Source organism: Desulfobulbus propionicus DSM 2032, from assembly GCF_000186885.1.
GTDB lineage: Bacteria > Desulfobacterota > Desulfobulbia > Desulfobulbales > Desulfobulbaceae > Desulfobulbus > Desulfobulbus propionicus.
Window position 1 is genome coordinate 520,257 of the sequence record NC_014972.1, and the last position, 26,306, is coordinate 546,562.

The 26,306-nt window shown below is 60.5% G+C and carries 26 protein-coding genes and 1 tRNA gene; 14 read left to right on the forward strand and 13 right to left on the reverse strand.

Going from position 1 to position 26,306, the window contains the following annotated elements; genetic code table 11:
* Positions 1 to 80 precede the first annotated feature (80 nt).
* From DESPR_RS02435 to DESPR_RS02470, 8 genes are all read right to left on the reverse strand, one after another.
* Positions 81 to 308: a type II toxin-antitoxin system HicA family toxin gene (locus tag DESPR_RS02435; protein ID WP_015723227.1), complete on the reverse strand. Its 228-nt coding sequence runs from the start codon at positions 306 to 308 to the stop codon at positions 81 to 83.
* Positions 305 to 508, reverse strand: coding sequence for a type II toxin-antitoxin system HicB family antitoxin (locus DESPR_RS02440; RefSeq protein ID WP_015723228.1), 204 nt, complete (start codon positions 506 to 508; stop codon positions 305 to 307). The genes DESPR_RS02435 and DESPR_RS02440 overlap by 4 nt, the downstream gene beginning before the upstream one ends.
* 110 nt (positions 509 to 618) lie before the next feature.
* Positions 619 to 2,181 (reverse strand): B12-binding domain-containing radical SAM protein, encoded by a 1,563-nt coding sequence (locus DESPR_RS02445; protein WP_015723229.1) that lies wholly within the window; start codon positions 2,179 to 2,181, stop codon positions 619 to 621.
* A gap of 106 nt (positions 2,182 to 2,287) precedes the next feature.
* Entirely contained in the window at positions 2,288 to 3,877 is a 1,590-nt protein-coding gene (locus DESPR_RS02450) for a peptide chain release factor 3 (protein WP_043770464.1), read from the reverse strand.
* A gap of 185 nt (positions 3,878 to 4,062) precedes the next feature.
* Positions 4,063 to 5,724, reverse strand: coding sequence for a Na/Pi cotransporter family protein (locus DESPR_RS02455; RefSeq protein ID WP_015723231.1), 1,662 nt, complete (start codon positions 5,722 to 5,724; stop codon positions 4,063 to 4,065).
* A 206-nt stretch (positions 5,725 to 5,930) separates the two neighbouring features.
* Positions 5,931 to 6,006, reverse strand: a tRNA-Asn gene (locus tag DESPR_RS02460).
* Between the two features lie 81 nt (positions 6,007 to 6,087).
* Positions 6,088 to 7,629: an ATP-binding protein gene (locus tag DESPR_RS16955; RefSeq protein ID WP_015723232.1), complete on the reverse strand. Its 1,542-nt coding sequence runs from the start codon at positions 7,627 to 7,629 to the stop codon at positions 6,088 to 6,090.
* 18 nt (positions 7,630 to 7,647) lie between these two features.
* Positions 7,648 to 8,337, reverse strand: coding sequence for a response regulator transcription factor (locus DESPR_RS02470; RefSeq protein ID WP_015723233.1), 690 nt, complete (start codon positions 8,335 to 8,337; stop codon positions 7,648 to 7,650).
* On the opposite strand from DESPR_RS02470, the gene DESPR_RS02475 reads away from it, so the two are divergent.
* Positions 8,321 to 8,635, forward strand: a complete 315-nt coding sequence (locus DESPR_RS02475; protein WP_043769568.1) for a hypothetical protein — start codon at positions 8,321 to 8,323, stop codon at positions 8,633 to 8,635. The genes DESPR_RS02470 and DESPR_RS02475 overlap by 17 nt on opposite strands.
* A 21-nt stretch (positions 8,636 to 8,656) precedes the next feature.
* Here the strand turns inward: DESPR_RS02475 and DESPR_RS02480 are convergent, their stop codons facing one another.
* The gene (locus DESPR_RS02480; RefSeq protein ID WP_015723234.1) at positions 8,657 to 9,586 is read right to left on the reverse strand and encodes a 50S ribosomal protein L11 methyltransferase; all 930 of its coding nucleotides are present in this window, start codon (positions 9,584 to 9,586) and stop codon (positions 8,657 to 8,659) included.
* Between the two features lie 319 nt (positions 9,587 to 9,905).
* Between DESPR_RS02480 and DESPR_RS02485 the strand changes: the two genes are divergently transcribed.
* Positions 9,906 to 10,523, forward strand: coding sequence for a type I restriction enzyme HsdR N-terminal domain-containing protein (locus tag DESPR_RS02485; RefSeq protein WP_015723235.1), 618 nt, complete (start codon positions 9,906 to 9,908; stop codon positions 10,521 to 10,523).
* 22 nt (positions 10,524 to 10,545) lie between these two features.
* On the forward strand, positions 10,546 to 11,892 hold the full coding sequence (locus DESPR_RS02490) for a class II 3-deoxy-7-phosphoheptulonate synthase (RefSeq protein ID WP_015723236.1): 1,347 nt from the start codon (positions 10,546 to 10,548) through the stop codon (positions 11,890 to 11,892).
* 41 nt (positions 11,893 to 11,933) lie between these two features.
* On the opposite strand, the gene DESPR_RS02495 is transcribed toward DESPR_RS02490, so the two are convergent.
* The 4 genes from DESPR_RS02495 to lptA all read right to left on the reverse strand — a co-directional run bounded on the left by DESPR_RS02495 (position 11,934) and on the right by lptA (position 15,205).
* On the reverse strand, positions 11,934 to 12,386 hold the full coding sequence (locus DESPR_RS02495) for a PTS sugar transporter subunit IIA (RefSeq protein WP_015723237.1): 453 nt from the start codon (positions 12,384 to 12,386) through the stop codon (positions 11,934 to 11,936).
* Between the two features lie 18 nt (positions 12,387 to 12,404).
* Positions 12,405 to 13,856 (reverse strand): RNA polymerase factor sigma-54, encoded by a 1,452-nt coding sequence (gene rpoN / locus DESPR_RS02500; RefSeq protein ID WP_015723238.1) that lies wholly within the window; start codon positions 13,854 to 13,856, stop codon positions 12,405 to 12,407.
* Between the two features lie 63 nt (positions 13,857 to 13,919).
* The gene (gene lptB / locus DESPR_RS02505) at positions 13,920 to 14,651 is read right to left on the reverse strand and encodes an LPS export ABC transporter ATP-binding protein (protein ID WP_015723239.1); all 732 of its coding nucleotides are present in this window, start codon (positions 14,649 to 14,651) and stop codon (positions 13,920 to 13,922) included.
* Entirely contained in the window at positions 14,648 to 15,205 is a 558-nt protein-coding gene (gene lptA, locus DESPR_RS02510) for a lipopolysaccharide transport periplasmic protein LptA (RefSeq protein ID WP_015723240.1), read from the reverse strand. Before lptA ends, lptB begins: the two co-directional genes overlap by 4 nt.
* A gap of 230 nt (positions 15,206 to 15,435) precedes the next feature.
* Between lptA and argB the strand changes: the two genes are divergently transcribed.
* The 11 genes from argB (at position 15,436) to folK (ending at position 26,224) form a co-directional block, all read left to right on the forward strand.
* Positions 15,436 to 16,323 (forward strand): acetylglutamate kinase, encoded by an 888-nt coding sequence (argB, locus tag DESPR_RS02515; protein WP_015723241.1) that lies wholly within the window; start codon positions 15,436 to 15,438, stop codon positions 16,321 to 16,323.
* Positions 16,320 to 17,516, forward strand: coding sequence for an acetylornithine transaminase (locus DESPR_RS02520; RefSeq protein ID WP_015723242.1), 1,197 nt, complete (start codon positions 16,320 to 16,322; stop codon positions 17,514 to 17,516). Before argB ends, DESPR_RS02520 begins: the two co-directional genes overlap by 4 nt.
* A 30-nt stretch (positions 17,517 to 17,546) precedes the next feature.
* Positions 17,547 to 18,134: a manganese efflux pump gene (locus DESPR_RS02525; RefSeq protein ID WP_043769572.1), complete on the forward strand. Its 588-nt coding sequence runs from the start codon at positions 17,547 to 17,549 to the stop codon at positions 18,132 to 18,134.
* 179 nt (positions 18,135 to 18,313) lie between these two features.
* The gene (argF, locus tag DESPR_RS02530; protein WP_015723244.1) at positions 18,314 to 19,234 is read left to right on the forward strand and encodes an ornithine carbamoyltransferase; all 921 of its coding nucleotides are present in this window, start codon (positions 18,314 to 18,316) and stop codon (positions 19,232 to 19,234) included.
* Between the two features lie 49 nt (positions 19,235 to 19,283).
* Positions 19,284 to 20,483 carry an argininosuccinate synthase gene (locus DESPR_RS02535; RefSeq protein WP_015723245.1) on the forward strand — a complete coding sequence of 400 codons (1,200 nt, stop codon included), beginning with the start codon at positions 19,284 to 19,286 and terminating at the stop codon, positions 20,481 to 20,483.
* On the forward strand, positions 20,480 to 21,886 hold the full coding sequence (gene argH, locus DESPR_RS02540) for an argininosuccinate lyase (protein WP_015723246.1): 1,407 nt from the start codon (positions 20,480 to 20,482) through the stop codon (positions 21,884 to 21,886). The genes DESPR_RS02535 and argH overlap by 4 nt, the downstream gene beginning before the upstream one ends.
* Positions 21,883 to 22,935: a fibronectin type III domain-containing protein gene (locus DESPR_RS02545; protein ID WP_015723247.1), complete on the forward strand. Its 1,053-nt coding sequence runs from the start codon at positions 21,883 to 21,885 to the stop codon at positions 22,933 to 22,935. The genes argH and DESPR_RS02545 overlap by 4 nt, the downstream gene beginning before the upstream one ends.
* A 21-nt stretch (positions 22,936 to 22,956) precedes the next feature.
* Positions 22,957 to 23,796: a diaminopimelate epimerase gene (dapF, locus tag DESPR_RS02550; protein WP_015723248.1), complete on the forward strand. Its 840-nt coding sequence runs from the start codon at positions 22,957 to 22,959 to the stop codon at positions 23,794 to 23,796.
* A 93-nt stretch (positions 23,797 to 23,889) separates the two neighbouring features.
* Positions 23,890 to 24,771: a 4-hydroxy-tetrahydrodipicolinate synthase gene (gene dapA / locus DESPR_RS02555; protein ID WP_015723249.1), complete on the forward strand. Its 882-nt coding sequence runs from the start codon at positions 23,890 to 23,892 to the stop codon at positions 24,769 to 24,771.
* A 36-nt stretch (positions 24,772 to 24,807) separates the two neighbouring features.
* Complete coding sequence (gene dapB, locus DESPR_RS02560; protein WP_015723250.1) at positions 24,808 to 25,620, forward strand: 4-hydroxy-tetrahydrodipicolinate reductase; 813 nt, start codon at positions 24,808 to 24,810, stop codon at positions 25,618 to 25,620.
* An 85-nt stretch (positions 25,621 to 25,705) separates the two neighbouring features.
* Entirely contained in the window at positions 25,706 to 26,224 is a 519-nt protein-coding gene (gene folK, locus DESPR_RS02565; protein ID WP_272867043.1) for a 2-amino-4-hydroxy-6-hydroxymethyldihydropteridine diphosphokinase, read from the forward strand.
* Positions 26,225 to 26,306 lie beyond the last annotated feature (82 nt).

The following is a 26,306-nucleotide window of genomic DNA, read 5'->3' on the forward strand; positions in this document are numbered from 1 at the left end:
AGATGTTGAAATCGGAGAAGGGTAAAAATGTGCTGCCCACCGTGAAAGAACGACGAGTATGCAGCTGAAAATTGTTCTGCTTATAACAACGCGCGGAAATCTTCAACCGAAAGCCCCGCTTGTTTGAGGATATGTGCCAAGGTGGATCGCTTGAGGGGCGTATGCGCCGGGATCGTCAACTTGAGCACTTCGGTGCGGGTGTGTTTTTGCAACCGGATATGGCTCCCTCTCTGCCTCACCACAACCCAGCCGTCCCGCTTCAAGGCCGAGATGATCTTGAAATAAGAAAGACTGGGAATGAGGTTCATATCGCAATCTCGAGGAGTTGGGCGTTCGGAGCAACGAGAGCATCGTCTTCGATGGGTTCGAGATACAAGGCTATAGCTTCCTTGATGTTGGCCAGTGCCTCCTCTCTGCTGTCGCCTTCACTGATGCACCCGGGGAGACTGGGGACGTAGACGGTGAAGCCACCTTCCTCGCTTGGTTCAAGAATGACCTGAAGTTTCATGTACATCTCCCTGAGAAGAATGAAATGGATAGGAACATGTCACACTGACGCCATCCATGCACGTAACTTTAGCATGCGCGGTTGCATTTTTCCGCTCCAAAGTGGGATGATCATGCCCGTTTCTCATGCTTGCATCGACTTGGCCAGGGAGAGTGGTCATTAAAAAAGGCTGCATGATTTGAAGTAAAATAAGGCGGATCACGGCGGAAGATGGCCGCTAACTCCGGTTGGCGCTTGAATTCTTTATCAAGAAAGGTGCGGATGGCGCGCCGATCCCAGCCCTGGGGGTGGGGGAAATCGCAGTAGAGTGAGAGATCACCCTGGGAAAAGGTCGTGCCTGCCAGGGCCGTTGCCTCGGCGCCTGCGATAGGCATGTTGAAGATGGCCAGGTTGAGGAAGCTGATCTCCTGGTGGTGGCGTTGAACAAAGGCCAGGGTTTGGCGGGCTTCAACGGCGGATTCCGCCGGCGTGCCGAACAACAGATAGACATAGGTGGCGATACCGGCCTGATACAGGGCCGCGAGGACCTGTTCCACCAGGGCCAGGTCGATGCCCTTGTGCAGCCCATCCAACACCTGCTGCGAACCGGATTCCAGGCCGAGCTTGAGTAGCATGCAGCCGGAGGCATGCAACCGGTGGCAAAAGTCGACATCAGCCAGTTGCTCGTGAAAGCGGACAAAACCGTACCAGGGTGCTCCAGGCGGATTGTCGATTAGCGCCGACATCACAGCCGGACTGACGGCATTGTCGAGCAGGTGGATGAGGCTGGGTTGAGTGTGGCGGCACAATTGGTGCAAATGGGCCACCACTGTCTGCGGGTCAACAGGCTGATAGCGGCTCTGTTCGGCGGTCTCCGGGCAAAAGGTACACTTGTTCCAATAGCAGCCGCGCGAGGCTGCGTAGGGGAGAATCAGGCCGGGGGATAGGTAGTCGGCGAGCGATAGGCCGTCATAGTCGGGCGCGACATCATGGTGTTGGTGCGCAAGCCCCAGCAGGTCGAGCAGCGGGCCTTCGCCCGGCCCGGCGATGCACTGCGCCACCAGGCCGGCAAAGGGATTGGTCCAGCCGGGATGACGCATCCAGGAGGTGAGCAGGCCGCCGCCGAGCAGCAGGGGAATGTGCAGAAAGGTGGCGCGGAGAAAGCCGATCAGGCTGAAGCTGCACAGGGTCTGGCTGAGGTAGCAGAGCGAAATGCCGATAAATCGCGGCGCCTTGGCCGCGATCTTTGGCGCCAGGTGCTGCTCAAACCAGGGAAAGAAGAGGTTGGCGCGATACTCTTCTGCGGCCCTGAGCAGATCGCTGCTGGCCAGGGGATCGAGGCTGTTGTCCTCGTAGTTGGCCAGGCTAATCGAGAGTTCCGGCCGGGAGGCGACCGCCAGTTCCAGCACCCGGTTGATGTCGCGCACTGCCCGTTGATAGCGGTCGATATTGGCGTAGGTGGCGGGGCTGCGCAGAGCAGCGAGGTTGGCCTCGCGGTGCTTGAGGGCGCGGGTCGACCAGGTATCGACCGGATTCGTGGCTGAGCCCATCAGCCACAACAGGCCTTCCAGGTTGGCATCCACCAGGGTGCAATCGACCCCGTGCGCCCGCAGGCAGCCGGCCAGGGCGGCGATGCCCGCCGGCGGCTCGCCCGCCTTGGCCAGGGGCGGATGGATCAGCAGGATGGAGGTCATGGCGCAGGAGACACATCGCGGGCATGGCCCGCTCCCCTCATGTCGCCTATAGAAGGAGCGGGCCATGCCCGCGAACAGAAGCTAACGTGCAATGGGGCGGAACCGCTCACACCGATTCCCGCGTCTTGTGAAAGACGATGTCAGGAAAGAGTTCCTGGGTATGAGCCAGCCGCCAGCTGCCCTCGGCCAGGTAGGACAGGTGGCCTTCGGCGTCCAGGGCTAGATTGAACTGGTGTTTCTTCTCGAACTCGCGCAACTGCTGCTTGTTGTCGCTGGAGACCCAGCGGGCCAGGGTGTAGCTGAGCGGCTCATAGGTGGCATCCACCCCGTACTCGTCCTTGAGCCGGGTCATGGTCACCTCGAACTGCAGCACGCCCACCGCACCGAGGATGTAGTCATTGCCCACAATCGGGCGGAATACCTGCACCGCTCCTTCCTCGGCCATCTGCAACAGCCCTTTCTGCAGCTGCTTCATCTTGAGCGGATTTTTCAGCACCACCCGGCGGAAGTGCTCGGGCGCGAAGTTGGGGATGCCGGTGAACTTGAGCTCTTCCTTGTCGGTGAAGGTGTCGCCGATTTTGATGGTGCCGTGGTTATGGATGCCGATGATGTCGCCGGGATAGGCCTCGTCGACATGGGAGCGCTCCTGGGCCATGAACACGGTGGCATTGCTTAAGGAGATCTCCTTGCCCAAACGGTGGTGCATGACCTTCATGCCCCGGGTGAACTTGCCCGAGCAGATGCGGAAGAAGGCGATGCGGTCGCGGTGGGCCGGGTCCATGTTGGCCTGGATTTTAAAGGTGAAGCCGCTGAAACTCTCCTCGCTCGGATCGACCATGCGGGTGGTGGTGGCGCGCGGACCCGGCGGGGGCGAGAGTTCGACAAAAGCGTCGAGCAGCTCGCGCACGCCGAAGTTGTTGATGGCGCTGCCGAAGAACACCGGCGTTTGCCCGGCCTTGAGATAGTGCTCGTACTCGAAGGGGTTGGCCGCCCCCTGCAGCAGTTCAATATCCTCGCGCAGTTTGTTGGCGGCAAAAACACCGACCAGTTCATCGAGCATGGGATCGGCCAGATCCTGCACCACGATGCAGTCCTCGGGCCGGGTGTCCTGGCTGGGGGTGAACAGGGTGATCTGCCGACGGTGCAGGTCGTAGACGCCCTTGAACCCCTTGCCCATGCCGATCGGCCAGCTGAGCGGCACGCATTCGATCTGCAGCTTCTCCTCGATGTCGGCCAGGATGTCGAGCGGCTCCATGCCGTCGCGGTCGAGCTTGTTGATAAAGGTGATGATCGGGGTGTTGCGCATCCGACAGACCTCCATCAGCTTGGTGGTCTGGGCCTCGACGCCCTTGGCGCTATCGATCACCATCAGGGCCGAGTCCACCGCAGTCAGCACCCGATAGGTGTCCTCGGAGAAGTCCTGGTGACCAGGGGTATCGAGCAGGTTGATTTCGTAGTCGCGGTAGTTGAATTTCATCACCGAGGTGGTCACCGAAATGCCGCGCTCGCGCTCGATGGCCATCCAGTCGCTGGTGGCGTGAACCGCAGTCTTGCGCGACTTGACCGCGCCGGCCATCTGGATGGCGCCGCCGAACAGCAACAGCTTTTCGGTGAGGGTGGTCTTGCCGGCGTCGGGATGGCTGATGATGCCGAAGGTTCGTCGTTTCTGAATCTCTTTGTGGTATTGACTGCTCACGTTGGGCTTGTTGATCAGGGATTGCTCGGTGCGCCGGCCACGATGGGCGGCGCGCAAAAAAAAAGGGCCGGAATCCGGCCCGATCACGGAAAAACCATATCTATATAATAGATTTGCCGAACTTTGTCCAACCTAGAATGTGTTTTGTCGCGGGGATTCTGGACCCGTTGCTCATGGACCAACCGTTAACTTGCGGCCGGCTGCGGGGCGGGTAGGGGGCGCATGATCAGGTTTTGCATGCTCAGGACCACCATCCGGCTGGATTGGGTCAGGAAACGGTTGACCATCAGCAGTCTGGTAACATCCTGTTCCCGGATCGCCCGCTGGGCCACCGCCCCGGCGCAGGAGCGGAGAAACTGTTTGTCGGCCTCCTCGACGCCCTGGAATAGAAGCCGCAGTTCTTCCTCCTGCACCTCTGCCCGGGATTCGGCCGCTATCCCTTCAATGGTCCGCCACAGGTGGGCCAGCCGGTCACGGAATTCGCCATGGGCCTTGAGTAGAAACGGGTTGTCTTCCTGGCCAATATCCTCGATTTCCGATCGCAGCTCATACAGATTTCGCACCACGTTCATGGTACTGCGGCTGGACCGGATAATCGGCTCCAGCTGTGCCGCTTCCTGGGGATCGATGGCCTCGGCTTGTATCCGGGCATAAAAGGTGAAAATTTCAGCATGCAGGCGTTCCAGATCCCCGTAGGTGAGCGGGGTGTCGGCAACGCCGCTGGATGGCGGGGGTAAGGCCGCCAATCCGCTGCCCGCCGCGCGCAGACCGTAGCGGATACCGAGATAGCGGATGGACAGCAGCAGTTGATGGAGCACCTCGTTGCGCAGGGCGGCTAGAGCAGCTTCGGGAACCTGGGGTGGGGTGTTGTGGATGTAGCGGGTGAGCACGGTCTGTTGTTCGGGAAAGAAACGATGCAGCAAGTGAACCAACACCGAAATCCAGGGAAAGAAAAGCAGCACGCCCAGGACATTGAACAGGGTGTGGAACAGGGCGATGGCCAGGACGGGGTTGTCGCCGAGAGCGAACAGGTCATGGATGATCCAGGACATCGGCGACAGCAGGGGCACGACCACCACGGCGGTAACCGCATTGAAAATGAGTGAGCTGGCAGCGGTCTGTTTTTTCGCCGGAATACCGCCGATGGCGCCCAGGAGCACCGTGATCGTGGTGCCGACGTTGGCCCCGATCACCAGGGCCGACCCCTCGCGAAAATCAATGATGTTGGAGAAAAGGGCGGTGAGGATGATGGCGATGGTGGCGGAACTGGACTGCATGGCCGCAGTCAGCACGACGCCGGCCAGGACATAGACCCACAGGCCCACGTCTGGCAGAAAGGACAGGTCGACCGCGGCGGCAAAGGCTTCGACGCTGGTTTTCATGAAGTCCAGGCCATGGAAGAGAAAACCAAAGGCGGCCAACAGCTTGCTGACGTTGACATACCGGCTGGAGCCGGAAAAAAAGATCAGCCCCAGGCCGCCGATGCCGATCAACGGCAGGGCAAAGACGTCGATTTTGAACTGAAAGCCTACCAGGGCGACGATCCAGGCGGTGCAGGTCGTGCCCACCATGGCGCCCATGAGCACCGCGATCGCGTTGGCCAGCGTCATCAGGCCGGCGCCGACAAAGGCGAGCACCATCAGGGACACGGCGGAGCTGGACTGAAGGATGGAGGTGGTGACGAAACCGGTCAGGAGGCCTTTGAGGCGGCTGTCGGTGAAGCGGCGGATCAGGGTCTTGAACGAGCGGCCGGCGAGCAGTTTGACCGATTCCTCCATCATGAACATGCCGAACAGAAAAATTCCCAGTCCGGCAAGGAATTTCCAGCCATCAAACAGTGTCCACATGACAAACCTCCAGGGAGGGGGTGAAGCGTTCCCGAACGCCGGGCAATCTGCGGTACCTGACCAGATTTACCCCAGAGCTGCGGTAGCGGCTGGAGCGGGCATATGCTGTTGACAGCGTCTTCCTGATCAGCCCGGCCTCCTTGCGCCGCTGGCCGGACAGCCAAAAAAAAGGCCTCTTTTCCGGAGAAAAGAGGCCTGGTGCGTTCTGGCTCCCCGGGACGGACTCGAACCGCCGACAGGGTGGTTAACAGCCACCTGCTCTACCGACTGAGCTACCGAGGAATGTGCGTTGAAAGGATGACGGCGCGTTGAGCAACCGTCCTCATTTCGAGAATGGCTAAATAGCACAGAGTCGACTGGGCGTCAAGAAAAAGTTGCGTCCTGAGCCGCGGTCTGCTCCGGCGGTGATGCCTGGTCGAGCGGCAGCCGGATATCGACAATCAGCCCGTCCTGGTCGGGGGCGTTGCGGAAGTGCAGCAATCCGCCATGCTGCCGGATTGCGTGATGGGCAATGGCCAGCCCCAGTCCGGTGCCGCCCGTGTTGCGGTCCCTGGCCTCGGCCACCCGGAAAAAGGGTTCGATGAGGTGGGGGAGTTTGTCTTCCGGCACGCCTGGACCGTGATCCCGTACGCGGATGACCGCCTGCGCGTTTGTCGTTGAGCTGTTTTTCCGGGTAAACAAACAGACCTCCACGCGGCTGCCTGACCGGGTGGAGGTGGCGCCGTTGCGGATGATGTTTTCAATGGCCTGCCGCAGCAGTTCAGGGGAACCGGGCACCGATGCCTCGGCCACCTCGCCGACCACGACCCCCTTGCCCAGGTGACGGGTCTCGAAATCAACATCCTGGGCGACGTCCCGCACCAGTTCGGCGAGGGCGACCCTGGGCGTGTTGGCGTCTATGGTGAAGGCCTCGCTGCGAGTCAAGGAGAGCAGTTGGCTGATCAGGTTGTTCAAGCGTTCGGATTCACGGCCGATTCGGTCCAAATTACCATCTTCCTCGGCCTGGAACCGCTTTCGTGCCAGCTCCAGGGCCAGGTTCAGCCGAGCCAACGGGGAGCGCAGTTCGTGGGAAATATCGCGCAACAACCGTTTCTGGTTGTTGACCATTTCTTCCATCTGTTCGGCCATGTGGTCGAAATCCCTCGCCAGATCGCCGATTTCGTTGCCCGCCTCGCCCAATGAGGCGCCCACCCTCGCCGAGAGATCGCCGCCGGCAATCTGGCGGCTGATGCGGCGCAGTCGTTCCAGGGGGGCGCTGAAGGATCGGGCCAGCAGATAGCAGATGGTCCCGGCGACAGCGAGAAACACCACCAGGCGCAGCCATTGGCCTCGGCCGAAGAAAGGAGGGTGCGGCGGCGGCTTCGGCAGAGGTTGCGTTGGCCGTCCTGGACCATTGTCGGGGAAAAAGTCTGGCCGGCCCGGGGGTGGGCCGTCCAGGCCCGGAGGTGGGCCCAGACGGTGCAAACCGATCACCGCGTAGGAGGCTCCGTCCGGGGCACGCAGCCGCTGAATCACCAACAGTTCCCGACCGTCGTCCCGAATGAGAGGTTGGTCGCCCGCGACGGCGGTATCGGCCAAGCGGACAAGCTCGGAGGGGAGGGCGGGGTCGACGGGCACGACGGTGTCGCCGGCGCGTAGATACAGTCGGGTTCGCATCGACGCCTGGATTTCCTCGACATACAGGTTGAACGCTCGCTCGCCACGGTGCTGGCGCATCACCTGTGCGGCCTGGCCCATCAGCACGATCGAACGGGCGATGCTGGCCTGCATCTGACGATGGAAATCGTGGCGGAAGGAATCCACCGACCGGCGGGACAGGGAGTACATCACCAGGCCGCTGATCACTCCGGTGAGAAGGATGGTCAGGGAAAAACTGAGCAGGAGACGGAAGAAGATGCTGCGCATGTCCGATCGGTTGGGGGGTTAGGGGCAGATGTACATGTAACCGACACTGCGCACGGTTTTGATTCGTTCAATGCCGTTGACGTTGCGGCCCAATTTCTTGCGCAGACTGCTGATGTGGACATCGATGCTGCGGTCGAACAGCTCCAGTTTGCGGCCCAGCGCCTCCATGGCCAGCTCCTCGCGGTTGACCACCTGGCCGATCCGTTTGAGCAGGGCATGGAGCAGGGCGAATTCCACCGTGGTCAGCGGGATTTCGACGTCGTGCCGCCAGACGGTCCGGGTGCCAGGATCAAGGACGATGTCGTCGGCAAGCAGCTTGCCGGGCGCGGTGCGCCGGTTGCCCAATCCGTTTTCGCCTCGACGTTGGATGGCCCGGATCCGGGCCACCAGTTCACGCGGGTTGAAGGGCTTGGGCAGGTAATCATCGGCCCCCAATTCCAGGCCGACGATCCGGTCGACTTCATCGCCCCGGGCGGTCAGCATCAGCACCGGGACCGTGGACGCTTGCCGGATCTTGCGCAACAGGTCAAAACCGTTGAAGCCGGGGAGCATGACATCGAGAATCAGGAAGGAATGATCGCCGGCGAGAGCGGTCGTCAATCCCTGTTGGGCCTCATGGCAGGCCGAGACGGCAAACCCCTCCTGTTCGAGGTATTCGGTCAGGAGGTCGCACAGCTCGGTGTCGTCGTCGATGAGCAAGATCCGCATGGAGGAGCGCCAGATGTTCAAGGTGATTCAATTGAGATGGAACTCGTCAACCATAAAGCCTCCCTGTGCCTGTCGGTTAGGCAATTTACAAAAATTTACAGTTTTTTTTCAGATGGAAACGATAACACTTCGAAAAAATAAGGATATTTCATCAGGATACAGCGGAAGGAGGGATCTGTCGTTGTCCGTGGACATTTGCATCGGCCGCTTCTCTGCCGGAAAAGAGCAGCCTTCGATTATTGAGTCTTCACTCCCCGGCATTGCCGCCGGGGAGTTTGCCCTGCTTCAGGGGAGCTGACGCCACCAATCGGACGACGTTTCAAGGTCGGCGCAGCAGCAGTGCCACCCATTCATCCTGGTAGCGGCGATCAAGCGATGCACAGCCAAGGTTGCCATAGACCCCGAGGATATTGGCCTCCTGCCCGCCGCGAAGAATGCCGGCCAACACCAAGTGGCCGCCGGCAGCGGTCAGGGCGGCTAGTGCCGGTGCCATGTCCACCAGCACGTCGTGGACGATGTTGGCGCAGACCAGGGGAAAGCTGCCCTGAATCTGTGTCACCGGTGTGGCGCTGACCTCGATCCGCCCCGCGAGTCCATTCTTTTCGATGTTTTCTCGCGCCACGGCCACCGCATCCGGATCGTTGTCGATGGCGATCACTCGCTTGGCGCCGAACCGAGTTGCCGCCATGGCCAGGATGCCGGTGCCGGTGCCCACGTCCAGGGCCTCTTGCGGCTGAATCGACTCCATGCTGCCTTTGATCAATTCAAGCGCCATCCGGGTCGAGGCATGCTGACCGGTGCCGAAGGCCATGCCCGGATCCATTTCGATCACCTGTTGTCCGGGGGCAGGTTGATACGCCTCCCAGGAAGGCTTGATCACCAAGCCGGAGACGATCTCGAAGGGTTTGAAATATTGCTGCCAGCTGGTGGCCCAGTCCTCGTCGGCCAGCAGGGTGGTGGTCGGCGTTTGCGGGACGAGGTTGTAAAGGGCAAAGAGTTCGGTCATCCGTTCGGTGACCTCGGTCAGGATCTGTTCAGCACTGTGCGAAGGACGCCCCGCATCGTCGGCGGTCAGACGGAAAAAACCGCTGACCAGGGCGCCGGCATCGGTTTCCGGACTCTGTTCCACCCCGGAGCCGCTGAGCACGCCCATGAGATCGCTGACCGGTTCCAGTAGGGGAAGGGGGCAAAAGAGGGAGATTTTCAGCCATTGGCCGGTGGGGGCATGGGAGGTAGTGAGGTTGGTCATCGACGGTCACTGAAGGGAGTTGGTGGATGGGTGATTGGATGCCGCGCCGGCTTGCGTGGCACCCGGACAGTTCACCGATCATACACGCAGCGGGCGAATGGGGCGAGCCTTTCTCTCCGGCAGCCGGGCGACGGTTAAAATTGAGGATTGACAAAAACATCGTTAAACGATTACTTACATCGATTGTCGCTGGTCACGGAATCGCCACATGCGGAGTTGCGGCCGACAGCTGGAAAGTCAATGCCGACAACAGCTCCGGCCGATGCGCGCCATAACGCCGTTTCCCTCCCGTTTGTTCATCTTTTTTTCAGGATGCGCCATGATCGATACCTCGGGACACCATATCGTGTACGGTGAATTGCGGGATTACCTCACCGGCCACGTGCTGCCGGACACCGACGACGAACGGGTACGCCAAGCCCTGGCTCGCCGGCTGGTGGAGCAGCTCGGCTATGCCAGGGAAGAGTTGGAGCCGCGACTGACCATCGATTCCTGCTACAACAACATCCGGGTGCAGACCCTGATCGAACTGACCGCGCGCATTGCGGGCAGGCGGCTGTTCATCCTCCGTTACGGCCCCGGTTCCCTGGTGACCCGCGAGAACGCGGCGGTCGCGGCTGCCCGCGTGCTGGAACCGGCCTACCGTATTCCGCTGGCCATCGTCACCAACGGCCGCGATGCGGAACTGTTGGAAACCGCGCGGGGCAAGGTGCTGGCTACCGGCATGGACTGCATCCCCGACCGGGCCCGCGCCGGAGAGCTGGTGCGGGAATGCGTTTTCGAGCCGTTCGCCGATGCGGAAAAGCGCGATCAGGCGTTGCGCATTCTCAATGTTTTTGATGTGGAGGTCTGCTGCTTTGGCAGCAGCTGCCGGCCACAGCCGCATGACCCATCTGATCACGCCGCGCCGCCGGGCGCGGTCGATCATCTTCAGTGAACCTCTAACTGACACGACGACCATGGAGAAGACACGCAACTGGAACAAGACAAACTGGCACCATTTCCCCGCCCTGCAGCAACCCAACTGGCCGGACAAGGAACGCTACGACGAGATCATTCAGACCCTTTCCTTGTTGCCGCCGTTGGTTTTTGCGGGCGAAATCAGGGATCTGAAAGCCATGCTCGCCAAAGCGGTCCGAGGCGAGGCCTTTCTTCTCCAGGGCGGCGACTGTTCCGAGGAATTTTCCCGCTGCACCGCGCCCAACATCCGCGAAACCCTCAAGGTGCTGCTGCAGATGGCGGTCATTCTCACCTATGCCGGCAACAAGCCGGTGGTTAAGGTGGGCCGCATTGCCGGCCAGTATGCTAAACCGCGTTCCAGCGACACCGAAAAAATTAACGGGATGGAGATTCCCAGCTACCGAGGCGACATGGCCAACTCCGCCGATCCGGTGCTGGAGGCGCGCATCCCCGATCCGGAGCGCCTGCTCAAGGGCTACCACCTGTCGGCGGCGACCATGAACCTGCTGCGCGCCTTCACCCGTGGCGGTTTCGGCTCCCTGCACCGGGTCCAGGCCTGGAACCAGGAGTTCGTCAAGCAATCGCCCATGGGGCGGTCCTACGAGCGCATGGCCAAGCAGATCAGCAACGCGCTCAAATTCATGGAGACCATCGGCATTTCCACCGATATCCCGCAGCTCAAGGAGGCTCAGTTCTTCACCTCCCACGAAGCCCTGTTCCTTGGCTACGAAGAGGCCCTGACCCGCGAGGACTCGATTGCCGGCGGCTGGTACGACTGCTCGGCCCACATGCTGTGGATCGGCGATCGCACCCGGCAGCTCGACGGCGCCCATGTCGAGTTCCTCCGCGGCGTGCGCAATCCGCTGGGCATGAAGGTGGGGCCCAATTACGACAGCGACGACATACTCCGCATCATCGAGCGGCTCAACCCGGACAACGAACCGGGGCGGATCACCCTGATCACCCGTTTCGGTTTCAAGGCCATCGAAAAGCATCTGCCGCCGTTGCTGCGGGCGGTCAAGAAGGCCGGACTGCACGTGCTGTGGACCTGCGATCCGATGCACGCCAACACCTTCAAGGCTGAATCGGGACACAAAACCAGGGATTTCGAGAATATTCTCTCCGAGCTGCGCTGCTTCTTCGAGCTGAATTGGGTGGAAGGAACGGTCCCCGGCGGGGTCCATTTCGAGTTGACCGGTGACGATGTCACCGAATGTATCGGCGGTGCGCGTCAATTGTCCGACGCCCAACTGGGCCAGCGGTATCTGACCACCTGCGATCCACGGCTCAATGCCGAGCAATCGCTGGAGATGGCATTTCAAATCGCGGAGATGATCCGCAGCTGAGACGGTAGGGATGAACCCGGTCCGGGGGCGGCCTGCGGCACTCAGGCCGTGCCCGGATCGGCGGCAAACAGGGCGGCGATCTCCTCGCGGGAGGTGAATTCCAGCAGTTGCTGGCGGTTGGCGTCTTGTTTGAGAATCTTGCTGACCCGGGCCAGGGTGTGGAGGTACTCTCCCCCCTTGCTCGCCGGAGACAGCAACAGCACGAAGAGGTAGACCGAACGGTTGTCGATGGCGTCGAAGTTGATGCCCGCCTTGCTGCGGCCAAAGCACAGCAGGATCTCGTCCAATCCTTCGATCTTGCCGTGAGGGACGGCCACGCCGTTGCCCACGCCGGTGGAACCCACGGATTCACGTTCAAGCAGGACCTTGTAGAGCACCTCTTCGGTGAAGCGGCCGCACTGGGTCGCGGCCAGGCCGGCCAGTTCCCGCAGCGCTCCCTCCTTGGTGGCGGCCTTCATGTCGAGAATGATTGCGTCTTTGTCTAACCCGGGCACGAGCACCGCCTCTTTTGGCTAATTGGTTTTCCGGCGGTGCTTGACCGGAAGAATCTTGAGTTGTTCTCGGTACTTGGCTACGGTGCGACGGGCAACGGTGATGTTCTCCTTGGCCAGCAGTTCGGAAATCTTGTTGTCGCTCAGCGGCTTGGCCGGATTTTCGTTGGTGATCAACTGGCGAATTCGGGTCTTGATGGCCTCGGCGGCCACGCTGTCGCCATCGGCGTTGGGCACGGCGGTGCTGAAAAAATACTTCAGCTCATAGATGCCCTGGGGACAATGAACATACTTGTTCGAGGTCACCCGGCTGACGGTCGATTCGTGCATGCCGATATCCTCGGCCACATCCCGCAGGATCAGGGGCTTCATCGCCGCTGGCCCGTCCTCAAAAAAATCCCGCTGAAACTTGAGCAGGCTCTCCATGACCCGGTAGATGGTCCGCTGTCGCTGTTCGATCGATTTAATGAACCATTCGGCGTTGCGCTTGCTTTCTCGCAGGTAGCCGCGCGACTCGGAGTTGAGTGCGTTCTTCTGCTTGAGCAGCTGCTGGTATTCGCTGGAGAGCTGGAGCTGCGGCAACCCCTCGTCGTTGAGCTGGATGACAAACTCGCCGTCGATCTTGTAGACGTAGACGTCCGGCGCGATGTAGTTGGTTTGCTCGTTGCTGAACTCGTTGCCGGGATAGGGGGTCAATTCCTGGATCACGGCCACCGCTTCGGTGATTTTTTTCAGCGGCACGCCGAGTTCTCTTGCCAACTGCGCGTAGTTGCGCGACTCTAACAGATCCATGTGCTGCTCGACGATCTGGGAGGGCAGAGGATCATCGGCGTCGAGCCGATCGAGCTGCAGAAGCAGGGATTCGCGGATGTCGCGGGCGGCGATGCCCGGTGGATCGAGGCTCTGTACCAGCCGCAGCACTCCCTCGGCTTCCTCCTCGGTACAGTGGCCGTAGGCGCAGATATCCTCGATGCTGGCATCGAGAAAACCGTGGCCATCGAGGTTGCAGACGATGAACGTGGCCAGGTCGGCGTCTTGCTCGCTGAGGTCGAGATGGGTCAGCTGCCATTGGAGGTAGGACGCCAGGCCGGGAACAGCGGAAATGAAGTCGAATTGGGAGGGGGCGTCGGCCGGCGGTGTTTCGTGGGAAAAGGCGATGTCGGTGTCGAAATTGTTGGCGTAATCCTCCCAGTTGACCTCGGCCACGGTGGCCGGATCGTCGCCCTTGATCCGGTCGGTGACGGTGGCTTCGGCCTGGTAGGCATTCTCCTCCCCGTTGAGGGATTCGGGATTGGCCGGTTGTTCGAGCAGGGAGGGGGCCTCCTCCAGCATGGGATTCTGCTCGATTTCCGCTTGCAGGGCCTCGGTCAGCTCAAGACGACCGAGCTGCAACAGTTTGATGGCCTGGCGCAACTGCGGCGTCATCACCAGTTTCTGTGCGAGCTTCAGGTTCTGTCTGAGTTCAAGTGCCATACCGTATCATGTCTGCCGCAGAGGTTTGAGGTCGTCCATGGAGAGGAAAGGAGCCGGATGCCGTCACATGTGAAAATTATCGCCGAGATACATTTTTCTGGCCACCGCGCTCTGAATGATGTCGTCGGCCACGCCGCTGGTCAGTATTTGACCGTTATTCATTATATACGCAAAATCACAGACCTGCAAGGTTTCACGCACGTTGTGGTCAGAAATGAGGATACCCAGTCCCTTGCTTTTTAGCTCGCGGATGATTGCTTGCAGATCGGCCACCGACAGCGGGTCAACCCCGGCAAAGGGTTCGTCCAGGAGGATGAAGCGCGGCCTGGTGGCGAGCGCCCGCATAATCTCCACCCGCCGCCGTTCGCCTCCGGACAAGGCGTGCCCCTTGTTGCCGGCCAGGTACTCCAGTTTGAGTTCGGCCATCAGGTCGCTGATCCGCCGGTTGATTTCATTGCGCGGCAGGCCCAAGGGCTCAAGAACGATGCGGATGTTTTCCTCGACGGTCAGCTTTTTAAAGACCGAAGGCTCCTGGGCCAGGTAGGTGATGCCGCGTGAGGCGCGCTGATGAATCGGCAGCGCGGTGATGTCCTCGCCGTCAAGCAGAATGGTGCCGCTGGTGGGCCGGATGAAGCCGACGATCGAATAGAAGGTGGTGGTCTTGCCGGCGCCGTTGGGGCCGAGCAGGCCGACCACCGATGAACTGCGCACCTGCAGGCTGACCTGGTCCACCACCCGCCGGTTGCGGTATTCCTTGACGATGCCGCAGGTTTCTAGAACAGAGGTGCTGTTCATGGTTTTTTCTTCGATTCCGGGTGAATAACCGCCTTGACCCTGCCTTTGGATTTTTCGTCCTGTTCCACGACCGACCGCTTTTCATTCAGGTAATAGGTGATCGTCTTGCCGGCCACCATGTTTGGTCCCTGCCAGGCCTTGGCATTGCCGGTGAGCACGACCTTGCGTTCCTTGGCAAAGTAATCCATGCGGTCGCCGGTACCCAGCCAATCGCCCTCGCTGATCTTGACATTCTGTTTGCAGATCAGTTTTTCCAACTGGCTGGTGTTCTGGTTGCCCGGCCCGGGCGTCGACGGCTGCCCGTCTTTATTCGCTGGTTTTTCACTGTAGAAAACCGTCATTTCCTCGGAACGGATGATCAGGTTGCCCTGGCGGGCATCGACCTTGCCCAGGAAGACGACCGTGTTTTGATTTTCCTGTGAAACCATGCGATTGGCCTCGATGCTGATCGGTTGGTCAGCATCTTCCACCCCTTGGCAGGGTGCGGCGAGGGCAAGCAGGAGGATCAGGGTCAGATGGATGATTGGTTTGCTGACAGCAGGCAAAGGCCCCATGAGCGTATCCTCTGGAGTGCGGGAGAAAAAAGGGCGATACTGTTTTGGGTTTGGTTTTTGCAAGAACCGGGGGATATTACTTTGTAATCGGACAAATGTAAAGGGGGAGGAGGCGCGCCGTTCCTCCTTTTTCTTTGGCCGGCATTGAAGGGTTTACAGGGGGGGGCGGCAGAGGTAAAATGATCGACTTTCAATGAGCGCACGGGGTTGTGCGGGACGGGAGGAAACAGATGATACGAGAAGAAATCGCCAAGGCCAAGGTATTGGTCGAGTCGTTGCCTTATATCAGCGAATTTCGAGAGAAAACCGTGGTGATCAAGTACGGCGGCCATGCAATGGTCGACGAGACTCTCAAGCGCAACTTTGCCTTGGATGTGATCTTGATGAAATACATCGGCATCAATCCGGTGATCGTCCACGGCGGCGGACCGCAGATCAACCGATTCCTGGAGAAGATGCGGATCACCCCGAGTTATGTTCAGGGGATGCGGGTCACCGACGGCGAAACCATGGATGTGGTCGAAATGGTGCTGGTGGGCAAGGTCAACAAAGAGATCGTCGGCCTGATCAACCACTGCGGCGGTAAGGCGGTGGGGCTGTCCGGCCGGGACGGCGACCTGGTTCAGGCCCGCAAGCTGACCATCCAGGGCAAGCCGGCCGGAGAGGATCGGCCCCCGGAACTGATCGACATCGGCCGGGTCGGAGAAGTCACCCGAATCAACCCCGAGATCCTCGAGGCCCTCGACCGGCAGGATTTCATTCCGGTGATCGCCCCGGTGGGGGTGGGCGAGGACGGGCAGGCATTCAATATTAACGCCGACCTGGTGGCCGGGGCCATTGCCGCCGAACTGAACGCGGTCAAGCTGATGCTGCTCACCGATGTTGAAGGGGTGAAAAATCAGAACGGCGAGCTGATCTCCACCATCTACCGCGACCAGATCGACGACCTGATCAATGCAGGAGTGATCAAGGGGGGGATGATCCCCAAGGTCAACTGCTGCAAATCGGCGCTCGATGGCGGCGTGGCCAAGGCGCATATCATCGACGGCCGGCAGGAACACGCCATTTTGCTGGAAATTTTCACACGAAAAGGGATTGGAACGGAGTTGGTGGCATGAGCAACGAACAGTGGGCGGCCCGGGGCAACGCGGTGTTTATTGGAACCTACAACCGATTTCCGGCGGCCATGGTCAAGGGCAGCGGCTGTCGGTTGTGGGATGCGGATGGCAAGGAGTACCTCGACTTTCTTGCCGGCATAGCGGTGTGTTCGCTGGGACACTGTCATCCCCGCGTTACCGAGGCCATCTGTCGCCAGGCGGCCTCGCTGGTGCATGTGTCCAACCTTTTCCACACCCAGCCGCAGATCGAATTGGCTGAACTGTTGGTGGCCAACAGTTTTGCCGACCGGGTGTTCATGGGCAACAGCGGCGCCGAGGCCAACGAGGCGGCGATCAAGCTGGCCCGGATTTATAGCGGACCGGGCAAGTATGAGATTATCTCGCTCGCCGGTTCCTTCCACGGCCGCACCCTGGCCACGGTGGCCGCCACCGGCCAACCCAAGTTCCACCAGGGTTTCGAGCCCCTGCCGCAAGGGTTTATCCACGCCGAATTCGGCGATCCGCAGACGCTTGAAGGGCTGATCACTCCGCAGACCTGCGCCATCCTGTGCGAGCCGTTGCAGGGCGAGAGCGGTGTCCGGCCCCTGGAGCCCGAATACCTGCAGGCGATCCGGACCATCTGTGACCGGCATGGGTTGTTGCTCATTTTCGACGAAGTCCAGACCGGGCTTGGCCGGACCGGTACCCTGTTTGCCCACCAGCAGCTGGGCGTCACCCCGGACATCATGACCCTGGCCAAGGCCCTGGGCAACGGCTTGCCCATCGGCGCCATGCTGACCACCGAGAAGATCGCCGCCTCCTTGACCGTGGGCACGCATGCCTCGACCTTCGGCGGCAATCCGGTGGCTGCGGCGGCAGCGGTCGAGGTGCTCAAGGTCATGCTCGGCGACGGATTTCTTGCCTCGGTACAGGCGAGAAGCCGCTATTTTGTCGAACGGCTCCAGGGGGTGGCCGAACGGTATCCGCATCTGGCCACCGGCGTGCGCGGCCGGGGGTTGCTGCTCGGGCTGGTGCTGAGCGAGCGGGGCATCGAGCTGGGAATGGAGATCGTCCAACAGATGTTTGCCCAAGGCGCGCTGATCAACTTTGCCGGCAACCGGGTGTTGCGCTTTGTGCCGCCGCTGATCGTCAGTAACGAGGAAATCGACCAGCTGATCGACGCGCTCTGCCGAGTGTTTGACCGCTTGGCCTGAGCCGGTTTCCCGCCGCTGATCGCGCTGCTCGTGGATAGTCTGTCCTTGATGGCTGTCGCCGTGGCTCTGGCCATGGATGCCTTTGCCGTGGCCCTGGCCGCCGGGGCCATCCTTCAGCCGTTGACCTTCCGGCCCTGTTTCCGTTTGGCCTTCCACTTCGGTCTATTTCAAGCGATGATGCCGGTGATCGGTTGGCTGGCCGGCCTCACGGTGCAGTCCTTTGTTGCCGCCTGGAGCCACTGGATCGCCTTTGCCCTGTTGCTGTATATCGGCGGGCGGATGATCCATGAAGCGCTGGGGGCCGGAGAGGGGACGGAGCGAACCAACGATCCCAGCCGGGGCCTGACCATGGTGGCCCTATCCGTGGCCACCAGCATTGATGCCCTGGCCGTGGGGCTGACCCTGGCCATGCTCGATGTGGTTATCTGGATTCCATCGCTGGTGATCGGTCTGGTGGCCTGTGCGTTCACGGTCATGGGGCTGTTTCTCGGCACCCGGGCCGGCGCCCTGTGGGGCAAGCGGGTCGAGGTGGCCGGCGGGGTCATCCTGGTGGCCATCGGCGTGAAAATTCTCCTTTCAGCCCTGTTTCTCGACAAGGCGGTCGCTGGTCTCCTCTAACCCCCTTTCCTGGTTCGCAATCGTCCGCAATCAGGGCTCCCGAGGTGAAATCCCTTTGCAAACGACCTGTTTTTTTGTATCAGTTGTTTTTTTACCCGGAGAGACATCGGTATGGCTGGGCGCCTGAGGGCTGAGAGGCGGAGATACGGTGTTGTTCCCGGATTACATGGGATAGCGTTATGAACAACCACCTGTTGGCATTGGGCGATTTTACTCAGGAAGAACTGCGCGCGTTGATTGATCGGGCCCTGGAGCTCAAGGCGGAAAGCAAGCAGGGTGTCCGTCACCAGCAGCTTGCCGGCCGCAAGATCTGTCTGCTGTTTGAAAAGCCGTCGACCCGGACCCGGGTCTCATTCGAAGCCGCCATGTACGGCTTGGGCGGACAGGTTATTTTCATGTCCACCAAGGAGTCGCAGCTCGGCCGGGGCGAACCGCTCAAGGATACCGCCCGTGTGCTTTCCCGCTACGTTGATGCCATCGTGGTCCGCACCTTTGGCCAAGGGGTAGTGGAAGAGTTGGCCCGCTACGCCACCGTGCCGGTGATCAACGCCCTTACCGACCTGCATCATCCTTGTCAGGTTCTCAGCGACCTGATGACGGTGATCGAGAAAAAGGGCACCCTGGACAAGACCAAAACCGTCTGGATCGGCGATGGCAACAACATGGCCAACTCCTGGATCGAGGCTGCCTCGGTGTTCGGCTTTCCCCTGACTCTAGCCTGTCCCGCCGGTTTCAGCCCCAATGAGACCATTCTTGAGAAGGCCCGGGTGCGTAGCCCGCTGCCGATCGTGGTCCTGCGCGATCCGGCCGAGGCGATTCGCGGCGCGGCGGTGATCAATGTCGATGTCTGGGCCTCCATGGGTCAGGAAGCGGAACAAGAGCAGCGGTTGGGCGTGTTCCGCGACTATCAGCTGGACAGCGCGCTCTTGGCCAAGGCCGACAAGGATGCCATCGTCCTCCACTGCCTGCCCGCCCATCGCGGCGAGGAAGTCACCGAAGAGGTCCTCGAAGGCCCGCAGAGCGTGGTTTTTGATCAGGCGGAAAACAAGATGCATATCCATGCGGCGATCCTGGAACGGTTCATCGCCGGTGGTCATTAACACAAAAAGATCGAGTAGGCGCCACTGGGAGCGCCGTCAGAGTTGAATTATGTCGACCAACAAGATTGTACTCGCCTATTCCGGCGGTTTGGATACTTCGGTTATTTTAAAATGGCTGGCCAATGAATACGGTTGCCCGGTCATCGCCTATTCCGCCGACATCGGCCAGAAGGAGGACTGGGACGCGGTCCGGGCCAAAGGGTTGGCCACCGGCGCGGAAAAGGTGATCATCTCCGATCTGCGCGAGGAGTTTGTCCGTGACTACATCTTCCCGGCCTTCCGCGCCAACGCCATCTACGAGGGAGCGTACCTGCTGGGCACCTCGCTGGCCCGGCCGCTGATCGCCAAGGAACAGGTGCGCATCGCCATTGCGGAAGGAGCAGACGCGGTCAGCCACGGCGCCACCGGCAAGGGTAACGATCAGGTCCGCTTCGAGCTGAGCTACATGGCGCTTAACCCCAAGCTGACCATCATTGCCCCCTGGCGGATCTGGGATCTCAACTCGCGGCAGAAGCTGGTCGAGTTTGCCAAGGCGCACAATATCCCGGTGCCGGTGACCAAGAAAAATCCCTACAGCTCGGACGAGAACCTGCTCCATATCAGCTTTGAGGGTGGCATCCTTGAAGATCCGTGGAACGAGCCGGACGAGGACATGTTCAAGCTGACCGTGAGCCCGGAAAAGGCGCCGGATACGCCCACCTACATCGAAATTGATTTCGAGCAGGGCACACCGGTGGCCATCGACGGCGAGCGGCTCGGTCCGGTGGCCCTGATGAGCAAACTCAACAGCCTGGGTGGGGCCAACGGCATCGGCCGGCTCGACATGGTCGAGAACCGTTTTGTCGGCATGAAGTCGCGCGGCGTCTACGAAACCCCCGGCGGCACCATCCTGCGGGCCGCGCACCGCGATCTGGAAACCATCACCCTAGACCGAGAAGTGCTCAATATTCGCGATAGTTTGGTGCCGCGCTACTCGCAGCTGATCTACAACGGTTTCTGGTTCTCGCCGGAAATGCGCCTCTTGCAGCGGACCATGGATGATGCCCAGACCACGGTCAACGGCACGGTGCGGCTCAAGCTCTACAAGGGCAACTGCATCCCCGTGGGCCGAAAATCAGCCAACTCGCTCTATTCCGAGTCCTTTGCCACCTTTGAGGAAGACGAGGTCTACAACCAGGCGGACGCCACCGGCTTTATCCGCCTCAACGCCCTGCGCCTGCGCATCCAGGCCCACCAACGGATGAAATGAGCGTGGACAGCACAAACCCCGCCGGCAAGATGTGGGGCGGCCGTTTCAGTGAGGCCACTGCCGCCTCGGTTGAGGCCTTTTCCGCCTCGATCCAGTACGATGCCCGCCTCTACCACCATGATATCATGGGCTCCAAGGCGCATGCGCGGATGCTCGCCCGGCAGGGGTTGATCACCGAGGCGGAACGGGATGCCATCCTCCAGGGGTTGACCGAGATCGAGGCCGAAATCGACCGCGGCGAGTTTGTCTTTCGGCCCGAGCTGGAAGACATTCACATGAATATCGAAAAGGTCCTGACCGAGCGGATCGGTCCGGCCGGGGCCAAACTGCACACCGCCCGCAGCCGCAACGACCAGGTCAATCTCGATTTCCGCCTTTACCTGCGCGACGAAGCCGATGCCCTGGACGCGCTGCTGTGCGAGACGCAGCGGGCCTTTGCCCGTCTGGCTCGCAAGTATCTGGGCGTGGTCATGCCCGGGTACACCCACCTGCAACGGGCCCAACCGGTGCTGCTCTCCCATCATCTGCTCGCCTATGTGGAGATGTTTGGCCGCGACCGCGACCGGTTGGCCGGCTGTCGGCAGCGGATCAACATCATGCCGCTCGGTGCCGCGGCCATGGCCGGTACCGGTCTGCCGATCGACCGGGAATCAGTGGCTGCGGAGCTTGGCTTTACCGCCATCACCGCCAACTCCATGGACACCACCGGTGATCGCGACTTTGCCCTGGAGATGCTGTTCTGTCTCAACCTGATCCAGCTCCACCTCAGCCGTCTGTCCGAGGAGTTGGTGCTGTGGTCGTCCAAGGAGTTCGAGTTCGTCCAGATCGGTGATCGCTACTGCACCGGCTCGTCGATCATGCCGCAGAAAAAGAATCCGGATATTCCCGAGTTGATCCGCGGCAAGACCGGCAGGGTCACTGGTGCCCTGATGGCGCTGTTGATGACGGTCAAGGGGTTGCCCCTGACCTACAACCGCGACCTGCAGGAAGACAAGGAGCAGGTGTTCGACGCCCTGGACACGGTCAAGGCCAGCCTGGCGATCACCGCCGAACTGCTCGACCATACCGCCTTCAATGTCGAGCGGTTGCGGGCCGCCACCAGCGGCGGTTTCATGACCGCCACCGATCTCGCCGATTACCTGGTACGGCGCAACATGCCCTTTCGCGAGGCGCATGGCGTGGTGGGACGGGTCGTTGCCTTCTGCCAGGAGCGAAACTGCGAGCTGGTTGACCTGACCCTTGCGGAATTGCAATCCTTTTCAGCATTGATCGAGACCGATGTGTACGGGGTCCTGTCCGTTGAGGGGTCGGTGAATAGCCGAGTTTCCGCTGGCGGCACCGGGCGGGCGAGAGTGGAGGAGGCCCTGTCGCGAGTGGAACAACTCCTGGGAATGACGATATGAAAAAGGGCGGCGGCCGGTTCGGGAAAGCAACCTGTTTGTTGGCAATGCTGGCCCTGTGGTTCCCTTTGGGATGCGGTGTCAAGAACAACCCGGTTCCGCCGCAGCATGTGGTGCCCAACCCGGTCCTCGATCTCAAGGCTGAGGTGACGGATCAGGGCGCCGTGCTGTCATGGAGTTATCCCCGGGAAACGGTTACCGGTGAGGCGGTGGAGGAAATCGAGGGCTTTGCGCTCTGCCGGGCCGAAATCCCGGTGGATAGCTACTGTAAAACCTGCCCCATTCCCTACAGCGCCGTGATCGAGGTGCCCGGCGGCCTGCTCGCTGATGGCGGCAAAACCGCAAGCTATGAGGCAAAGGATCTGCGGCCTGGTAACCTCTACTTTTTCAAGGTGCGCAGTCAGAGCGGCTGGTGGCGGGAATCCAAGGACTCCAACGAGGTTTCCTTCCTCTGGCAAACCCCGCCCCTGGCACCCGAGGGCCTGACCGCAACTGCTGGGGATGGCAGAAACAGTCTCCAATGGCAGGCGGTCACCCGGCTGCGCGATGGGGCCTCGCTCACCGTACCGGTGCGCTACCAACTCTATCGCGGTGTTGACAACGGTTCCATGGCCCAACTCGGTGGCCCCCTTGCGGCCACCGCCTACACCGATAGCGAGGTGGAAAACGGCCGAACGTACACTTACCAGGTTCAGGCGGCCAACACCTATGCCCACGGCACGGTACATAGCGCCTTGAGCGCCACCGTCCAGGCCAAGCCGCTTGATCGGACCCCTCCGCCCGTACCCGCTGGCGTGGAAGGAATCAGGACCGAAGTGGGCGTGAAACTGTATTGGGATCAAATCGAATTTGACGATTTGGCCGGGTATCGAATCTACCGTCGTGCCCCGGGTGGAGAGATCGTGCGTGTTGGTGAGGTATTCCTGCCGTACACCATGTTCATCGATAGCAAGGCGCCTGGCGGTACCCTGTTGTATTCGGTCTCCGCCATCGACAGGCGCAATCCGGCCAACGAAAGCGCCCGATCCGAGGAAATCGTGATCGAACCGTAAGCGCGACGAGAGGCGCCGAGCATGAACAGCATCACCCTGCCAATCCCTTTCTGGAAAATGAGTGGAGCCGGGAACGATTTCATCATCATTGACCATCGCAAACCACTGATACCCCAGGAGCGGATGGCGGAATTTGCTCGACTGGTCTGCCGGCGCAAATTTTCCGTCGGCGCCGATGGACTGTTTTTGATCGAGCCCTCGACACGTGCCGATTTTAAATGGCGGTTTTTCAATGCCGACGGTTCCGAGGCGGAAATGTGCGGCAACGGCGCCCGTTGCGTGGCCCGTTTTGCCTACATGCACGGAATTGCCGCTGCCCGGATGCGTTTTGAAACCCTGGCCGGGATCGTTGAGGCCACAGTGGCCGATACCACCGCCACCATCAAGATGACGTCGCCCCATTCCTTTCGTTTTGATCGCCAGATCGAGGTGGGTGGGCAGTTGTTCATGGTCCACAGCGTCGACACCGGCGTGCCGCATGCGGTCATCTTTGTCGATGATATTGACGAGGTCGATATGGTGGGACTGGGTCGTCAACTTCGCCATCACCCGGTTTTTGCCCCGATGGGAACCAATGTTAATTTCGTCGGCAGGACGGGGGACGGTTTCCGTATCCGAACCTACGAGCGCGGCGTCGAGGACGAAACCATGGCCTGCGGCACCGGGGTGGTGGCCGGGGCGCTGATTGCCGCTGTCAAGGGCTATGCCGATTCACCGGTGGCAATGGTCACCTCAGGGGGGATTGCCCTGACCGTGCAGTTTTCCGGCAAGAAGGGAACGGATGTCGACCAAGTCCTGCTCAAGGGGCCGGCCCATCTCATCTACCGAGGTGAACTGACCTCTGAGTCGCTGATTGCATAGCCGGCGTGTACGCATCCCTGGTCTGCCCCAAGGAGAATGACGAGACGGGTATTCGGCCGGAAAAAGCAAGAGAAGGAAGAAAAGGAGAAAAGGATGAAACGATTTGAGGGAGCGATCACCGCACTCGTGACTCCCATGCGCAATGGCAGTATTGATGAGCAGAGCCTGATTGATCTGATCGAGTTTCAGATTGAAGGCGGCATTCATGGGATTGTCCCCTGCGGCACGACCGGCGAGTCGGCGACCCTGAGTTTTGACGAGCATAAACGGGTGATCGAACTGACCGTTAAAACCGTTCGGGGCAGGGTGCCAGTCATTGCCGGAACCGGGGCCAACAACACCCTGGAAGCCATCGAGTTGACCGAATCGGCGAAAAACAGTGGTGCCGATGCGGTGCTCTCAGTGGTGCCCTATTACAACAAGCCCAGCCAGGAAGGGTTGTATCGGCATTTCACAACCATCCTTGAGGCGGTTGACATCCCCATGGTGCTGTACAATGTGCCCGGGCGGACGGTGACCAACATGCTGCCCGCCACGGTGGCCCGGCTGGCCACCCACCCCAATGTGATCGGCATCAAGGAGGCCAGCGGTAATCTCAGCCAGATCAGCGAACTACTGCAAGGATGTCCCAAGGATTTCATCGTGCTGTCCGGCGACGATTTCACCGCCATGCCCACGGTGCTGATCGGTGGCCGAGGGGTGATCTCGGTCGTCTCCAACCTGCAGCCGGCCAAGATGGCGGCCATGATGGCGGCCGCGCTCGGTGGCAACGTGACCGAGGCCAAGGAACTGCACTATGAACTCTTCTCCTTGATGGGGGCCATGTTCTGCTACCCAAGCCCGGCGCCGGCGAAAAAGGGCCTGGAGTTGATGGGCAGGATTGCTTCCAGCGAGGTACGATTGCCCATGACCGAGATCGATGCAACCGGTTTGGAGCGGTTGAAGCAAGATATGAGGGCCTGCGGCCTGCTGTAAGGCAGGAATTGACGGAACGAACGGACAGGAGAGGCGATGATCAGGGTTATCGTGGCCGGTGCGGCCGGACGGATGGGACAGCGCATTATTCACATGGTGCAGGCGCACCCGCAGTTGCGGCTCAGCGGCGCCTTTGAACGGCCGGGCAGTCCGGCCATCGGCAAGGATGCGGGGGCCATCAGCGGGCTGGGCGAAACCGGGGTACGGATCACTGAAGGGCTGGAATCGGTCATCGATCAGGCCGACGTGCTCGTCGATTTCACCTTTCACGAGGCGAGCGTGCAGTTTGCCCGCCAAGCCGCTGAACACGGTACCGCCATGGTTATCGGCACCACCGGCCTTGGGCCGGAGGAACTGGCTGCCATCGGCACGCTGGCCAAAGACCATTTTCCCTGCGTGCAGTCGCCGAATATGGCTGTAGGCGTCAATGTCCTCTTCAAGTTGGTGGAAAAGACAGCCGCCATCCTCGGCGATGCCTACGACGTGGAGATCGTCGAGGCCCATCATCGGATGAAAAAAGACGCACCTTCGGGCACGGCCCTGAAATTGGGGCAAATGGCGGCGACCGCGCTTGGCCGTGATCTGGCCGAGGTCGGCGTCATGGAACGTCACGGTATCATCGGCGAGCGAACTGACCGTGAAATCGGTATCCAGGCCATCCGCGGGGGCGATATCGTCGGTGAACACACCGTCTATTTTGCCGGGGCGGGCGAGCGATTGGAGATCACCCACCGGGCGACCAGCAGGGATAATTTTGCCCGTGGCGCGGCTCTCGCCGCCGCCTGGGTGGTCGATAAACCCAAGGGCATGTACACCATGTTCGACGTACTTGATTTGGCCAATTTTTAACGGCCTATCGCCGGCCCGTTTGGTGTCGTGCGGTCCCTAGCCGATGTCTTCCAGGGAAGTTATGGCGCATGAGGCGGTCATTGGCATGGGATCAAATATGGGAAAATCGCGGCAGATTCTGCATGCGGCTTGGCTGGCGCTGCACGAGCATCCCGATATCGCTCCTCTTGTGCTTTCTTCGCCCTATCGCAGTCAGCCGGTGGGGATGGACAGCAACCGCTGGTTTATCAACGCGGTGGCCTTGGTCCACAGCCGGTTGTCACCGTTTAATCTGCTCCAGGTGCTACAAGCAATCGAGAACCGTCACGGGCGCCGGCGCAGTCCTCAGGCCAGCGGTTATCAGGACCGGACACTTGATCTTGACCTCCTGTTGTACGATGATCGCATCCTGCGCACCCCGCATCTGGTGCTGCCCCATCCACGGCTGACGCAACGGCGTTTTGTCCTGGAACCGTTATGCGAAATAGCAGCTGATCGAATCCACCCTATCAGCAGAATCCCTCTGAGATCGTTGCTCCTTGACGGTGAAAAAGAACTTTTCCATCAACATGTTGAGAAAGTGTCATGGGGTATTGCCGGTGGTGGGCCTAGTTCCAGGGAGTGACAAAAAAAGTCACCTGGCGGGGCAAATCAATTAGACATTTCGCCGGTCGCAGCTATAATGGACCCATGCTGGATACGGTTAT

Excerpts from the sequence above, each read along its gene's own strand:
- argF (WP_015723244.1), top strand. The coding sequence starts at position 18,314 with ATGAACAACCACCTGTTGGCATTGGGCGATTTTACTCAGGAAGAACTG.
- DESPR_RS02545 (WP_015723247.1), top strand. The coding sequence starts at position 21,883 with ATGAAAAAGGGCGGCGGCCGGTTCGGGAAAGCAACCTGTTTGTTGGCA.
- argB (WP_015723241.1), top strand. The coding sequence starts at position 15,436 with ATGATACGAGAAGAAATCGCCAAGGCCAAGGTATTGGTCGAGTCGTTG.
- dapB (WP_015723250.1), top strand. The coding sequence starts at position 24,808 with ATGATCAGGGTTATCGTGGCCGGTGCGGCCGGACGGATGGGACAGCGC.
- DESPR_RS02535 (WP_015723245.1), top strand. The coding sequence starts at position 19,284 with ATGTCGACCAACAAGATTGTACTCGCCTATTCCGGCGGTTTGGATACT.
- DESPR_RS16955 (WP_015723232.1), bottom strand. The coding sequence starts at position 7,629 with ATGCGCAGCATCTTCTTCCGTCTCCTGCTCAGTTTTTCCCTGACCATC.
- DESPR_RS02475 (WP_043769568.1), top strand. The coding sequence starts at position 8,321 with ATGAGCAAGATCCGCATGGAGGAGCGCCAGATGTTCAAGGTGATTCAA.
- DESPR_RS02490 (WP_015723236.1), top strand. The coding sequence starts at position 10,546 with ATGGAGAAGACACGCAACTGGAACAAGACAAACTGGCACCATTTCCCC.
- DESPR_RS02485 (WP_015723235.1), top strand. The coding sequence starts at position 9,906 with ATGATCGATACCTCGGGACACCATATCGTGTACGGTGAATTGCGGGAT.
- DESPR_RS02480 (WP_015723234.1), bottom strand. The coding sequence starts at position 9,586 with ATGACCAACCTCACTACCTCCCATGCCCCCACCGGCCAATGGCTGAAA.
- DESPR_RS02445 (WP_015723229.1), bottom strand. The coding sequence starts at position 2,181 with ATGACCTCCATCCTGCTGATCCATCCGCCCCTGGCCAAGGCGGGCGAG.
- rpoN (WP_015723238.1), bottom strand. The coding sequence starts at position 13,856 with ATGGCACTTGAACTCAGACAGAACCTGAAGCTCGCACAGAAACTGGTG.
- lptB (WP_015723239.1), bottom strand. The coding sequence starts at position 14,651 with ATGAACAGCACCTCTGTTCTAGAAACCTGCGGCATCGTCAAGGAATAC.
- dapA (WP_015723249.1), top strand. The coding sequence starts at position 23,890 with ATGAAACGATTTGAGGGAGCGATCACCGCACTCGTGACTCCCATGCGC.
- argH (WP_015723246.1), top strand. The coding sequence starts at position 20,480 with ATGAGCGTGGACAGCACAAACCCCGCCGGCAAGATGTGGGGCGGCCGT.
- DESPR_RS02455 (WP_015723231.1), bottom strand. The coding sequence starts at position 5,724 with ATGTGGACACTGTTTGATGGCTGGAAATTCCTTGCCGGACTGGGAATT.
- folK (WP_272867043.1), top strand. The coding sequence starts at position 25,706 with ATGGGATCAAATATGGGAAAATCGCGGCAGATTCTGCATGCGGCTTGG.
- DESPR_RS02440 (WP_015723228.1), bottom strand. The coding sequence starts at position 508 with ATGAAACTTCAGGTCATTCTTGAACCAAGCGAGGAAGGTGGCTTCACC.
- DESPR_RS02470 (WP_015723233.1), bottom strand. The coding sequence starts at position 8,337 with ATGCGGATCTTGCTCATCGACGACGACACCGAGCTGTGCGACCTCCTG.
- DESPR_RS02520 (WP_015723242.1), top strand. The coding sequence starts at position 16,320 with ATGAGCAACGAACAGTGGGCGGCCCGGGGCAACGCGGTGTTTATTGGA.
- dapF (WP_015723248.1), top strand. The coding sequence starts at position 22,957 with ATGAACAGCATCACCCTGCCAATCCCTTTCTGGAAAATGAGTGGAGCC.
- lptA (WP_015723240.1), bottom strand. The coding sequence starts at position 15,205 with ATGGGGCCTTTGCCTGCTGTCAGCAAACCAATCATCCATCTGACCCTG.
- DESPR_RS02435 (WP_015723227.1), bottom strand. The coding sequence starts at position 308 with ATGAACCTCATTCCCAGTCTTTCTTATTTCAAGATCATCTCGGCCTTG.